General features: G+C 72.6%; 13 protein-coding genes. 6 read left to right on the forward strand and 7 right to left on the reverse strand.

The genetic code is table 11. From position 1 onward, the window contains the following. Window positions 1–49: 49 nt before the first annotated feature. The 4 genes from WA788_RS15710 to WA788_RS15725 form a co-directional block, all read right to left on the reverse strand. Window positions 50–1,000 (reverse strand): ABC transporter permease, encoded by a 951-nt coding sequence (locus tag WA788_RS15710; protein ID WP_335977746.1) that lies wholly within the window; start codon window positions 998–1,000, stop codon window positions 50–52. Continuing rightward, entirely contained in the window at window positions 997–2,274 is a 1,278-nt protein-coding gene (locus tag WA788_RS15715; protein WP_335978070.1) for a betaine/proline/choline family ABC transporter ATP-binding protein, read from the reverse strand. The genes WA788_RS15710 and WA788_RS15715 overlap by 4 nt, the downstream gene beginning before the upstream one ends. Window positions 2,275–2,338: 64 nt before the next feature. After that, a complete protein-coding gene (locus tag WA788_RS15720) occupies window positions 2,339–2,986 on the reverse strand; it encodes an ABC transporter permease (protein ID WP_335977748.1) in 648 nt (215 codons plus the stop codon). A 67-nt stretch (window positions 2,987–3,053) separates the two neighbouring features. Further along, on the reverse strand, window positions 3,054–3,524 hold the full coding sequence (locus WA788_RS15725) for an Lrp/AsnC family transcriptional regulator (protein ID WP_335977750.1): 471 nt from the start codon (window positions 3,522–3,524) through the stop codon (window positions 3,054–3,056). Window positions 3,525–3,648: 124 nt separating this feature from the next. On the opposite strand from WA788_RS15725, the gene hppD reads away from it, so the two are divergent. Both hppD and WA788_RS15735 read left to right on the forward strand, forming a co-directional pair. Continuing rightward, window positions 3,649–4,773, forward strand: a complete 1,125-nt coding sequence (gene hppD, locus WA788_RS15730; RefSeq protein ID WP_335977751.1) for a 4-hydroxyphenylpyruvate dioxygenase — start codon at window positions 3,649–3,651, stop codon at window positions 4,771–4,773. A gap of 84 nt (window positions 4,774–4,857) precedes the next feature. Then, on the forward strand, window positions 4,858–6,228 hold the full coding sequence (locus WA788_RS15735) for an FAD-binding oxidoreductase (RefSeq protein WP_335977754.1): 1,371 nt from the start codon (window positions 4,858–4,860) through the stop codon (window positions 6,226–6,228). Window positions 6,229–6,240: 12 nt separating this feature from the next. On the opposite strand, the gene WA788_RS15740 is transcribed toward WA788_RS15735, so the two are convergent. Continuing rightward, entirely contained in the window at window positions 6,241–6,720 is a 480-nt protein-coding gene (locus WA788_RS15740; protein WP_335977756.1) for an SsgA family sporulation/cell division regulator, read from the reverse strand. A 281-nt stretch (window positions 6,721–7,001) separates the two neighbouring features. Between WA788_RS15740 and WA788_RS15745 the strand changes: the two genes are divergently transcribed. After that, window positions 7,002–8,258 (forward strand): RDD family protein, encoded by a 1,257-nt coding sequence (locus WA788_RS15745; RefSeq protein WP_335977757.1) that lies wholly within the window; start codon window positions 7,002–7,004, stop codon window positions 8,256–8,258. A 66-nt stretch (window positions 8,259–8,324) separates the two neighbouring features. After that, complete coding sequence (locus WA788_RS15750; protein ID WP_335977758.1) at window positions 8,325–8,951, forward strand: RDD family protein; 627 nt, start codon at window positions 8,325–8,327, stop codon at window positions 8,949–8,951. Between the two features lie 31 nt (window positions 8,952–8,982). Here the strand turns inward: WA788_RS15750 and WA788_RS15755 are convergent, their stop codons facing one another. Continuing rightward, complete coding sequence (locus tag WA788_RS15755) at window positions 8,983–9,222, reverse strand: hypothetical protein (RefSeq protein ID WP_335977759.1); 240 nt, start codon at window positions 9,220–9,222, stop codon at window positions 8,983–8,985. Between the two features lie 294 nt (window positions 9,223–9,516). On the opposite strand from WA788_RS15755, the gene WA788_RS15760 reads away from it, so the two are divergent. Both WA788_RS15760 and WA788_RS15765 read left to right on the forward strand, forming a co-directional pair. Further along, complete coding sequence (locus WA788_RS15760) at window positions 9,517–11,961, forward strand: immune inhibitor A domain-containing protein (RefSeq protein WP_443034042.1); 2,445 nt, start codon at window positions 9,517–9,519, stop codon at window positions 11,959–11,961. Window positions 11,962–12,053: 92 nt separating this feature from the next. Then, on the forward strand, window positions 12,054–12,368 hold the full coding sequence (locus WA788_RS15765) for a hypothetical protein (protein WP_335977761.1): 315 nt from the start codon (window positions 12,054–12,056) through the stop codon (window positions 12,366–12,368). Window positions 12,369–12,425: 57 nt separating this feature from the next. Here WA788_RS15765 and WA788_RS15770 read toward each other — a convergent pair whose 3' ends face one another. Further along, window positions 12,426–13,022, reverse strand: coding sequence for an isochorismatase family protein (locus WA788_RS15770; protein ID WP_335977763.1), 597 nt, complete (start codon window positions 13,020–13,022; stop codon window positions 12,426–12,428). Window positions 13,023–13,047 lie beyond the last annotated feature (25 nt).

A 13,047-nucleotide genomic window follows, 5' to 3' on the forward strand; every position in this document is an offset into this window, starting at 1 on the left:
CCGACGGCCCGCGGCGGCCGGGCGCCGTGCCGCAGCCCCGCGCCCCGCCTCACGCCTTCGCCCCCAGCCCGCGCGGCCGCAGCAGCGCCTCCGCGATCGAGGCGAGCCAGTCCACGAACAGCGCCAGCACCACCGTCAGGATCGAGCCGAGGATCAGCACCGGCATCCGCTGGTTGACGATGCCCGAGGTGATCAGGTCGCCCAGCCCCCCGCCGCCCCCGAACGTGGCCAGCGTCGCGGTGCCGACGTTGAGCACCAGCGCGGTGCGCACCCCGGCCAGGATCAGCGGGACCGCCAGCGGCAGTTCGACCCGGGTCAGCACCCCGCGCGCCGACATCCCGATGCCGCGCGCCGCCTCCACCATCGTCGGGTCGATCGCGCGCAGCCCGGCGATCGTGTTCGACAGCACCGGCAGCACCGCGTACGCGACGATGCCGATGATCGCCGTGCGCGCCCCGATGCCCAGCCAGATCACCAGCAGCGCCAGCAGCCCGATCGCCGGGGTGGCCTGCCCGATGTTCGCCAGCGCGGTGAACGCCGGTGCCACCGGCCGCAGCCGGCGCCGGGTCAGCGCGATGCCCAGCGGGATCGCGATCAGCAGCACCCAGAACGTCGAGATCGCGGTGAGCCGGATGTGCTGCCACAGCCGCAGCTGCACATTGCCGTTGTCCAGGGAGTTGTGCTCGATCGCGTCCAGGTGGATGTTCGTGATCCACAAGTAGGTGGCGACCAGGGCGACCGCCAGGACGGCCGGGGTGATCACCAGCTTCTGCCAGGTCACCTTCCGGGCCGGACGGCCGCCCCGCCCGCCCCTGCCCGGGCCGCCGCCCTCCTGGTCCGTGTCGAGGCCGTCCGGGTCGGCCGCCGGATCGCCCTCGTGTTCCGGCGCGAGCCCGGTGGCCCGGCCCGCGGTGTCCCAGCGGCTCGCCCCGCCGCGCTCGCCACGATCGTCGCGCTCGCCGCCGTACCCGTCGCGCTCGCCGTCCCGGACCCCGGTCATGACGGCGCCTGCCCGTCCTCGCCGGCGCCCGGCCCGCCCTCCTGCCGCGCCTTGACCTCCTCCAGCTCGTGCCGGTGCTCCAGCGCGGTCAGCCGGTCCGCCTCCAGCATCTCGTGCACCGAGTTCATCAGCGTCTCCATGTCCACCACGCCGATGAACTCCCCGCGCCGCCCGGTCACCGCCACCCGGCCGCCGCTGTCGGTGAGCACCGCCTCCAGCGCGTCCCGCAGCGTCGCGTCCCGGGTGACCGTGTGCGTCACCAGGGTGCCGGAGCGGGCCAGCGAGCCCCGCGCCCGCATCAGGTCGCCGCGCCGCAGCCACTTGTACGGCCGCCGCCGGCGGTCCAGCAGCAGCAGTTCGTTGTGCTGGCCGGCCCGCAGCCGGTCGAAGATCGACTGGAGCGGCTCGTCCACCGTCACCGCCGCGAAGTCGGCGATCTCCACGTCCCGCACCCGGGTCAGGTTCAGCCGCTTCAGCGCCGCGCCCGCACCCACGAAGCCGGCGACGAACTCGTCGGCCGGGTTGGTGAGGATCGCCTCGGGGGTGTCGAACTGCGCGATGTGCGAGCGCTCGCGCAGCACCGCGATCCGGTCGCCCAGCTTGATCGCCTCGTCGAAGTCGTGGGTGACGAACACGATCGTCTTGTGCAGCTCGTGCTGGAGCCGGATCAGCTCGTCCTGGAGGTGGTCGCGGGTGATCGGGTCCACCGCGCCGAACGGCTCGTCCATCAGCAGCACCGGCGGGTCGGCGGCCAGCGCCCGGGCCACGCCGACCCGCTGCTGCTGCCCGCCGGACAGCTGCCGCGGATAGCGGCCGTGGAACTCCCGCGGGTCCAGGCCGACCAGGTCGAGCATCTCCTCCACCCGGTCCCGGACCCGGCTCTTGCCCCACCCGACCATCTTCGGCACCAGCCCGATGTTCTCGGCGACCGTCATGTGCGGGAAGAGCCCGGAGGACTGGATCGCGTAGCCGACCTTGCGGCGCAGCTTCACCGGGTCGATGCCGGTGACGTCCTCGTCGCCGATCCGGATGCGCCCGGACGACGGCTCGATCAGCCGGTTGATCATCTTCAGCGTGGTGGACTTGCCGCACCCCGACGGCCCGACCAGGATCACCGTCTCGCCGGCGCCGATCTCCATGCTGACGCTCTCCACGGCCGGCCGCGGGTTGCCCGGGTAGCGCTTCGTCAGGTCCTCCAGGACGATCGCGGCGCCCGAGGCCCGCCCCTGGCCGCCGCCGCGCTCCTCGCCGGCCGCCGTACGGTCGGCCGCCACCCGCGCACCCGTGCTCGCGCCCGCGTCCGTGTCGGGCTCCGCCGCTTCGGGCCGGTCCGCTGCTTCAGCCACGAATCCCCCTCGGGATGGTCAGCCGGCCGATCAGGACGTAGACCGCGTCGAAGGCCAGCGCCAGCACGATGATGCCGAGGGTGCCGGCTAGGACCTCGTTGAGGGCGTTGGCGCTGCCCAGCGACGCGATCCCGGTGAAGATCTCGTTGCCCAGGCCCGGCCCGGAGGCGTAGGCGGCGATCGCGGCGATGCCCATCAGCATCTGCGTGGACACCCGGATGCCGGTGAGGATCGGCGGCCAGGCCAGCGGCAGTTCGACCCGCAGCAGCCGGGCCGCCCGGGACATGCCGATACCGCGGGCGGCCTCCACCAGCGACGCGTCCACCCCGCGCAGCCCCACGATCGCGTTGCGCACGATCGGCAGCAGCCCGTACAGCACCAGGGAGGTGACCGTCGGCGGCACGCCCAGGCCGAGCATCGGGATGAGCAGGCCGATCAGCGCCAGGGACGGGATGGTGAGGATCACCGCGGTCGTGGTGATCGAGAGGTTGCCGGCCCACTCGGCGCGGTAGGTGAGCACCCCGATCAGCACGCCGACCACGGTGGCGACCACCATGCACTGGAAGACCGCGCTGGCGTGCTGGTAGGCGTCGAACAGCAACTGCTGGTGCCGGTTGGACAGGTACTGCCAGAAACTCACGGCCGCCCTCCTCCCGTCGCCTCGCGTCCCGCGCCGGCCGGGGGGCCCGCGCGTCCCGCACGGACCGTCAGGTGTCCTGTGCGGCCTGCTCCACCAGCGGGATGATCCGCAGCGGCACCGGGTTCTCCATGACGATCGCCGTGGCGGCCCGGACGATGCCATCAAAGCCGACAACCCGATCGATCACCCGTTGGAGGTCGGCGTTCGACCGGGCCACCAGCCGGCAGAGCATGTCGCCCTCCCCGGTCGTGGTGTGCAGCTCCAGCACCTCCGGCACCCCCGCCAAGTGCGCCCGGACGTCCGTGCCTTGGCCCTGCCGGATCTCCAGCGTCGCGAACGCCGTCACCGGGTAGCCGAGCGCCGCCGGGTCCACCTGCGGCCCGAAACCGCGGATCACTCCATTGGCCCGCAGCCGGTCGAGCCGCGCCTGCACGGTGCCGCGCGCCACCCCCAGCCGCCGCGACGCCTCCAGCACGCCGATCCGCGGCTCCTCGTCCAGCAGTGTGATCAACCGGCCGTCCAGCGCGTCGATCCCCATCCCCGCCCGCCTTCCATGGTCATACTGCACAGATTGACGGTACGAGCCTGGCCTCGGCTGCACACACTGTCCAGTGAAAACCGGAACTATTGCGCACTCTGAAGGGCGGCGGGACGCTTTTCCCATGACTGCACTCACTGGGACCCCGGATGCTTTCCCCGTCAAGGGCATGGACGCCGTCGTCTTCGCGGTGGGCAACGCGAAGCAGGCGGCGCACTACTACTCCACCGCGTTCGGCATGCGCCGCGTGGCGTACGCCGGCCCCGAGAACGGCAGCCGCGAGACCGCGTCGTACGTCCTGGAGTCGGGCGGCGCGCGCTTCGTCTTCACCTCGGTGATCAAGCCGGACACCGAGTACGGCCGATTCCTCGCCGAGCACGTCGCCGCGCACGGCGACGGCGTGGTCGACCTCGCCATCGAGGTCCCCGACGCCCGCGCCGCCTACGCCTACGCCACCGCGCACGGCGCCACCGGCCTTACCGAGCCCTACGAGCTGAAGGACGACCACGGCACCGTCGTGCTGGCGGCCATCGCGACCTACGGGCAGACCCGGCACACCCTCGTCGAGCGCACCGGCTACGACGGCCCCTACCTGCCCGGCTACGAGGCCGCCGCGCCCCTCGTCGAGCCGCCCGCGCGGCGCTTCTTCCAGGCCGTCGACCACTGCGTCGGCAACGTCGAACTCGGCCGGATGAACGAGTGGGTGTCCTTCTACAACGACGTCATGGGCTTCACCAACATGAAGGAGTTCATCGGCGACGACATCGCCACCGAGTACTCCGCGCTCATGTCCAAGGTGGTCGCCGACGGGTCCCGCAAGGTCAAGTTCCCGCTCAACGAGCCGGCCGCGGGCAAGAAGAAGTCCCAGATCGACGAGTACCTGGAGTTCTACGGCGGGCCGGGCGTCCAGCACATCGCGCTGGCCACCAACGACATCGTCGCGTCCGTCCGCGCGATGCGCGCCGCCGGCGTCGAGTTCCTCGACACCCCCGACTCCTACTACGACACCCTCGGGGAGTGGGTCGGCGAGACCCGGGTGCCCCTCGACGAGCTGCGCGAACTCAAGCTGCTCGCCGACCGCGACGAGGACGGCTACCTCCTGCAGATCTTCACCAAGCCGGTCCAGGACCGCCCGACCGTTTTCTTCGAGATGATCGAGCGCCACGGCTCCATGGGCTTCGGCAAGGGCAACTTCAAGGCCCTCTTCGAAGCGATCGAGCGCGAACAGGAGCGCCGCGGCAACCTCTGACGGCTCCCGTCGGGGGGCGGGGCGGGCGGGTGGGCGGGAGAACGCCCCTCCCCAACGGGGGAGGCATATGACACGCTGTGCGGCATGCACGATGACGTGAGAGCCGAGCTGTCGTCCGTCCTCCCGCCGGAGGCGATCGTCACGGACCCCGACGTCGTGGCGTCCTACGCCCACGACATGGCGAGCTTCTCGGACGCGGGCACCGCGGCCCTCGTCGTGCGCCCCACCTCCGTGGAACAGGTCCAGCACGTGATGCGGACGGCCACCCGGTTCCGCGTCCCGGTCGTCCCGCAGGGCGCCCGCACCGGCCTGTCCGGGGGCGCCAACGCCGTGGACGGCTGCATCGTGCTGTCGCTGGCCGCGATGGACCGCATCCTGGAGATCGACCCGGTCGAGCGGATCGCCGTGGTGGAGCCGGGCGTCGTCAACGCGGTGCTCTCCCGCGCGGTCGCCGAACAGGGCCTGTCCTACCCGCCGGACCCCTCCAGCTGGGAGCAGTGCACCATCGGCGGCAACATCGGCACCGGCGCGGGCGGCCTGTGCTGCGTGAAGTACGGGGTGACCGCCGAGTACGTCCTCGGCCTGGACGTGGTGCTGGCCGACGGGCGGCTGCTGAGCACCGGCCGGCGTACCGCCAAGGGCGTCGCCGGCTACGACCTGACCCGGCTCTTCGTCGGCTCCGAGGGCACCCTCGGCGTCGTGGTCAAGGCGGTCCTCGCGCTCCGGCCCGCCCCGCGCCCCCAGTTGACCCTGGTCGCGGAGTTCCCCTCCGCCCAGGCGGCCGGCGCCGCGGTGTGCGCGGTCATGGAGTCCGGCCACGCCCCCTCGCTGCTGGAGCTGATGGACGCCACCACCATCCGCGCGGTCAACGCCATGGCGCGGATGGGCCTGCCGGAGAGCACCGAGGCGCTGCTGCTGGCCGGGTACGACTCGGACGACCCGGCCGCGGACCTCGCCGTGCTCGCCGAGCTGTGCACGGCCGCGGGCGCCACCGAGGTGGTGCCGGCCGAGGACCCCGCCGAGTCGGAGATGCTGCTCCAGGCCCGCCGGCTGGCGCTGCCCGCGCTGGAGCGGGTCTCCACCGCCTCGATGATCGACGACGTGTGCGTGCCGCGCGCCCGGCTGGCGGCCCTGCTCGACGGGGTGGCCGCGATCGCCGCGAAGTTCGACCTGACCATCGGGGTGTGCGCGCACGCCGGGGACGGCAACACGCACCCCATCGTCTGCTTCGACGCGCAGGACCCGGACCAGACCCGCCGGGCCCGCGCGTCCTTCGACGAGATCATGTCCCTCGGTCTGGCCCTCGGCGGCACCATCACCGGTGAACACGGCGTGGGACTGCTGAAGAAGGACTGGCTCGCCCGCGAACTGGGCCCGGTGGGTCTGGAGGTGCAGCGCGGTGTGAAGGCGGTCTTCGACCCGCTCGGGCTGCTCAACCCGGGTAAGGTGCTCTGACCGCCGCCGCGCTCACGCACTGGCGTCCGGGGTGTCGTCGGAGTCCGACCACGGGTCGCGCAGCCACAGCTCGTCGCCGGCCGCGGGAGCCAGCAGCCGGCTCAACCCGTCGTCCATGCCGAGCTGTTCGTGCTCGCTGCCCGGCGGCACCACCCGCAGCGTGCGCTCCAGCCAGGCGGCCACCGGCGAGGACGGCGCCTCCAGCAGCGCGTCGCCGTCGGGCGAACTGAGCGCCATGCACAGCACGCTGCGCCCGTTGACCTTCGTCGGCCAGATCCGCACGTCGCCGTGCCCGCACGGCCGGAACACCCCCTCCACGATCAGCTCACGGGCGAACGTCCAGTTGACGGGCGCGTCGGAGCCGATGTGGAAGGTGATGTGCACCGCATACGGATCGTCCGTGCGGTAGGTCAGCCGAGCCGGCACCGGAATGCTCCGTTCCGGTGAGAGCACGAGCTGCATCTCCAGTTCACGTTCCACCACGTTCTGCATGAGTCCGACGTCCTTTCCTTGGCGCGGTGGCCCCGGGTGCGGGTGTCGCGACGGGGCCTGCACCTGGAAGAGAGCGCGTACCTCTCCAACCATTACGCGGGTTTCCCCGATTCGCTTCAGATTTCTCGAACCCGGAGCGGACGGCGGCGCACCGGGGTAATGACATGTCAACGAGACGTCGTGGAGCGGGGTGCGCGCCAGCGTGGACCCGCAGGGCCGGTCATTCTGGTAGATGTGGACGTGACACCACCCCGCGGTCGAGCAGATACGGAACTGTGACCATGAGCGCACCCACCTCTGGCTCCTCGGGTTCGTCGGCATCCCCCCAGCCGTCCGCGTCCCCGGGTGGGTCCGGCGCTCCTGTGCCCGGGTACTACCCGGACCCGTCGATCCCGCACTACATCCGGTACTGGAACGGCTCCGCGTGGGTGCCGGGCACCAGCCGCCCCGCGCCGGTGGACGGGGCGCTGCCCGGCGGGTCCCCGGCGCCCGTGCCCGCGCCGGCCCCCGCCCCCGTACCGGCCCCGGCGCCCGCGCCCGCCGCGCCCGGTCCGCCCGCGCTCGACGAGTCCGGCCCGATGTTCCTCGACGAGGACCCGGCCGCGCCTACCGCCGAGCGGTGGAGCGAGACCGGGGTCGGCCCCGTGGCGGCGCCCGCCCCGCAGCGGCCGGTGCCCGACCCACGGACCCATCTCGCCCAGGAGCAGGCGCCGTCCTGGCCGGCCCCGCACTCCGGTGCCGGTGCCGGGCTGCCCCCGATCTCCTGGGGTTCCCCGCAGTCCCCGGCCGTCCAGGAGCCCCTGCCGGCGCCGCAGCCGCCGGCCCCCGCGCCCTTCCCGGCACCGGCCCAGCAGTCCCCGCCGCTGTCGCCCCTGGTGCCCGCACCGGCTCCGGCCCCTGCTCCTGCTCCGGCCGCGCCCGCACCCGTTCCCGAGTCCGCCGCGCAGGCGTCCGCCCCGTGGGCCGCGCAGGTGCAGGACCTGGCCCGGGGCGAGGGCGGGGTGGTGCCGTGGCGGCCGCCGGTGGACGACCCGTTCGGGGCGTCCCGGGCCCCCGACCGGCCCGGCGGGCTGGTCCGCCGGTTCCTGGCCCGGCTGGTCGACGCCGTGGTGCTCGGCGCGGTGACCGCGATCGCCGCCGTGCCGCTGGGCACCGCGGCCTACCACCACGCCAAGGACAAGGTGGACCAGGCCCGGCTGACCGGGGAGACCGTCCGGGTCTGGCTGATCGACAGCACCACGGGCGCCCAACTCGGCGCCGTACTGGCCACGTTCCTCGTCGCCGGCGTGCTGCTGGAGGTGCTGCCGACCGCGAGGTGGGGCCGTACGCTGGGCAAGCGCCTGGTCGGGCTGCGGGTGCTGGACATCGAGGCGCAACTGCCGCCCGGCTTCGGCCTCAGCACGCGCCGCTGGCTGCTGCGCACCGTGCTGAACCTGCTGGCGGTCGGCGTGGTCGGCGTGGCCTGGTGCCTCTTCGACCGCCCCTGGAAGCAGTGCTGGCACGACAAGGCGGCCCGTACGTTCGTCGCCCGCGGCTAGCTCCGCCGTACTCCGATCGGCTGCGGCCCGCGGGCGGGGGAGCGGCACCCGGGCTTGACTCGGGGCATGAGTAGCGATCAGCCCGGCGGCGGCTCACCGTACGACAAACCGTCAGGCGGGCAGCAGCCCCCGCCGGACCAGCCGCCGCCCGGCAACCCGTACGGCGGGGGCCCGGGCGGGCAGAGCCCGTACGACCAGAACCCGTACGGTCAGCAGCCCTACGGCGGCGGCCCGGGCGGCCCCGACCCGCTGGCGGGGATGCCGCCGCTCGCGGAGGCCGGCCGGCGGCTGCTGGCGCGGATCATCGACATCATCATCGTGCTGATCCCCTCCTACCTCCTGGACTGGGCGTCCGTCGGGGCGCAGGGCAGCCACTTCACCGCGGGCCGCTCCGCGGTCGGCGGGATCTTCACCGCGGGCATCGGCTTCCTCTACGAGTTCCTGATGACCCGCGCGACCGGGCAGACCGTCGGCAAGCGCCTGCTCGGGATGCGCGCGGCCATGCTGGACAACGGCCGGGTCCCCGACTCCTACGCCGCCGCGATCCGCGCGGCCATCCTGTGGCTGCCCGCCTTCTGCTGCTCCTGCGTCTGGTTCCTCGTCATCGGCGCGACGATCGTCATCGACCGCCCCTACAAGCAGGGCATCCACGACAAGGCCGCCAAGACCGTCGTGGTCCAGGCCACGCCGTAGTGCGGGAGGCCGGGGCGCCGGGCGCCGCGGCTCAGCGCAGGGAGTGCTCCCGGGCCGGCGCCGGGGCCGCCGCGCGCGCCGGCTGTTCGGCGGCACTGTCCCCGGCGGGCCGCAGCGCGGCCGCGACCACCACCCCGAGCAGCAGCCCGAGCGCGGCGAACCCGATCACCGCCCCGGTGGAGGACGCCCCCGTCAGCAGCAGGACCGCGAAGGTGAACAGGACCACGGTGCCGGCACCGTAGGCGACTTGCGCGTGCGTGGGGCGTGGCATGAGGGAACCGTCCTCAAGGGGGTGCGTCGAGATGCGGGGGCCTGCTGACGGGCGTGACTCTACGGTTCGAAATGCCCAGACCCGTCCCCGGGTAAGCGTTGCCTCACCCGCGGTGCGGAGCACGGGGGGCGCACGGGGTCGCACGTGTGACCGATACCTCAACGCCTGTGCGACGCAGGCCCGTTGGGGCCGCTCGCGTCCGGTCGGCGGATCGCGGTCACCGGGAAGCGGCCCAGCTAACCAGCACGTCATGCGCAAGTCAAGATCTGTCTTTTCGCTCGTCGCTCCGGTGCAATGGCCTTTCCCAAGGGGAGGTCAAGGATCTTGAAAAGACAGCACTGGATCAGCCAAAGAGCCGCCCTGGCAGCCGCGATAGCCGTGCTCGCGGTCCCGGCCGCCGCCACCGGCGCGGCGGCGGCGTCCGCGGGCTCCGGCAGCGCCGGCACCACATCCGCCGCCGCCGAGCACGACCCGGCGCAGGCCGAACCGCACAACCTGCCGGGCCCGTTCAGCAAGCAGCAGGCCGCCGAGCACTCCGCGGCCCTCCAGCAGGTCGTCTCCGGCGACGCCACCGTCCAGCAGCGCGACGGCTCCCAGGTGGTCCAACTCGGCCACGGCAAGGGCAAGCAGAGCAAGTACGTCGAGCTGGGCCGGGAGAAGACCGACAAGATCTTCACCATCCTGGTGGAGTTCGGCGACCAGGTCGACGACACCACGACCTACGACCCCGACGGCCCGGACGGACCCGAGCCGCCCGTGGCCAAGTACGGCGGCGACCCCGGCCCGGCCCACAACACCATTGCCCAGCCGGACCGTTCGCAGGACAACAGCACCGCCTGGCAGGCCGACTACGACCAGCAGCACTTCCAGGACCTGTACTTCTCCCACGCCAAGGACACCGAGTCGCTGGCGAAGTACTACGAGAAGCAGTCCTCGGGCCGCTACTCGGTCGACGGCGAGGTCTCGGACTGGGTCAAGGTCCCCTACAACGAGGCCCGTTACGGCTCCGACTGGTGCGGCTCCACCATCTGCTCCAGCGCCTGGGACCTGATCCGCGACGCCACCACCGCCTACGTCGCCGACCAGCAGGCGCAGGGCCGCACCGCCGCGCAGATCAAGGCGGACCTGGCGCAGTACGACCAGTGGGACCGCTACGACTACGACGGCGACGGCGACTTCAACGAGCCGGACGGCTACATCGACCACTTCCAGATCGTGCACGCCGGTGAGGACCAGTCGGCCGGCGGCGGCGCCCAGGGCACCGACGCGCTGTGGGCGCACCGCTGGTACGCCTACGGCAGCGACGCGGGGAAGACCGGGCCCGAGGGCGACAAGGCCGGCGGCACCGAGATCGGCGACACCGGCATCTGGGTCGGCGACTACACCCTCCAGCCGGAGAACGGGGGCCTGGGCGTCTTCGCCCACGAGTACGGCCACGACCTCGGCCTGCCCGACGAGTACGACACCTCCTACGTCGGCGAGAACAGCACCGCGTTCTGGACGCTGATGTCCTCCGGCTCCTGGATGGGCACCGGCCAGAACGCCATCGGCGACCTGCCCGACGACATGAACGCCTGGGACAAGCTCCAGCTCGGCTGGCTGAACTACGGCACCGCCAAGGCCGCGACCCGCTCCACCACCAAGCTGGGCGTCGCCGAGTACAACACCAAGGACAAACAGGCGCTGGTGGTGCAGCTGCCCGACAAGTCCGTCACCACCACCGTCACCACGCCCGCCGAGGGCGACAAGCAGTGGTGGAGCGGCATGGGCGACGACCTGTCCAACACCCTGACCCGCACCGTGGACCTCACCGGCGCCACCACCGCCGCCCTGGACCTCAAGGGCTGGTGGGACATCGAGCAGAACTACGACTTCCTCTACACCGAGGTCTCCACCGACGGCGGCGCGAACTGGACCGCGCTGGAGGGCACCGCGAACGGCAAGGCGCTGCCCCGCGACGGCAGCGACCGCCCGGCCCTGACCGGCACCTCCGGCGCCTACGAGGACCTGTCCTTCCCGCTGGACGCCTACGCCGGCCGGCAGATCCAGCTGCGCTTCCGCTACGCCACCGACGGCGGCGTGGCCCAGCAGGGCTTCGCGGCCGACGCGATCGGCGTCACCGCCGACGGCAAGGCGCTGCTCACCGACGGCGCCGAGACCGACGACAACGGCTGGAGTGCCGACGGCTTCTCCCGGATCGGCGCCTCCTTCAGCAAGGACTACCCGGAGTACTACATCGCCGAGAACCGGCAGTACACCTCGTACGACACCACGCTGAAGACCGGCCCGTACAACTTCGGCTGGACCAGCACCCGGCCGGACTGGGTGGAGCACTACCCGTACCAGACCGGGCTGCTGGTGTGGCTGTGGGACACCTCGCAGCAGGACAACAACGTCGGCGCCCACCCCGGCAGCGGCGAGATCCTGCCGGTGGACGCGCACGCCAAGCCGGAGACCTTCACCGACGGCACCGTCATCCGCAACCGGGTCCAGGCGTACGACTCGCCGTTCAGCTGGTACCCGTCGGCCGGGTTCACCCTCCATGACGACGGCGTCGCCAAGCGCATCGCCGCCAAGCCCGGGGCCCCGGTCTTCGACGACCGCTACGGAACGTACTGGTACGCGAGCAACCCGTACGGCAGCGTCAAGGTCCCCGACACCGGCACCCGGCTGACGATCACCGGCCAGGCCCTCGACGGGAGCACCATGACGGTCCAGGTGAGCCCGTCACATCGGTAACATCGGTCACACTCACCGCGCTGACCTGCGGTGACGCGACGTACGGCCGCCGTCCCCTGGTGGGCGGCGGCCGATGCGCAGAAGATGTGCTCATGGCGGTCGGCGGTTTCATCAAGCTCCCGGGCGGCACGGTCGTGGTGGCGCTCGCCCTGCCGCACCCGGCGTGCCCCGAGCTGGCCGTACGGGTGGTGGTGCACGCGGTGAACCGCCAGCGTGCCCTGACCCGGCTGAGCAACCTCGGGTTCCGCGGCGCGCGGCTGACCGGCAACGCCGAGCCGCCCACCCCCGACGAGGTCTCCGCGGTGCTGCACCACCCCGACGGCCTGGTCTGGCGGGAGTACGGGGCCCTGGGCACGGACCCCTGGTACCCGATCTCCACGCTGAAGCGGCTCAGCCACCACGCGTAGCCGGCGGGTTCCCTTGCGCGGGACCCGGGCAAGGGGCAAGGGGCCTGTGGCCTGGGGTCACGCTCCGCCCGCGGCCGCGACCTCTCCGTGCAGCTCCACCCCGGCCGCCCGCAGCTGCACCAGCGCCTGCCGGGTGGTCTCCGGCGCCACCCCCGCGGTCAGGTCCAGCAGCACCCGGGTGGTGAAGCCCTCCCGGGCCGCGTCCAGCGCGGTGGCGCGCACGCAGTGGTCGGTGGCGATCCCCACCACGTCCACCTCGTCGACCTCCCGCTCGCGCAGCCACGCGGCCAGCCCGGCGCCGTTCTCGTCCCTGCCCTCGAAACCGCTGTACGCCGCCGAGTAGGCGCCTTTGTCGAAGACCGCGTCCACCGCGCCCGAGGCCACCGCGGGCGTGAAGTTCGGGTGGAACCCGACCCCCTCGGTGCCCGCGACGCAGTGCGGCGGCCAGGACGACACGTAGTCCGGCTCGTCCGAGAAGTGGTCGCCCGGGTCCACATGGTGGTCGCGGGTCGCCACGACGTGCCGGTACACCCCGGCGGACTGCCCGATCAGGTCGGTGACCGCGGCGGCCACGTCCGCGCCCCCCGGCACCGCGAGGCTGCCGCCTTCGCAGAAGTCGTTCTGCACGTCCACGATGATCAGTGCGCGGTGCATGTCTGTCTCCGAGTGCTTTCCGGTT

The organism is Streptomyces sp. CA2R106 (genome assembly GCF_037034245.1).
Classification (GTDB): Bacteria; Actinomycetota; Actinomycetes; order Streptomycetales; family Streptomycetaceae; genus Actinacidiphila.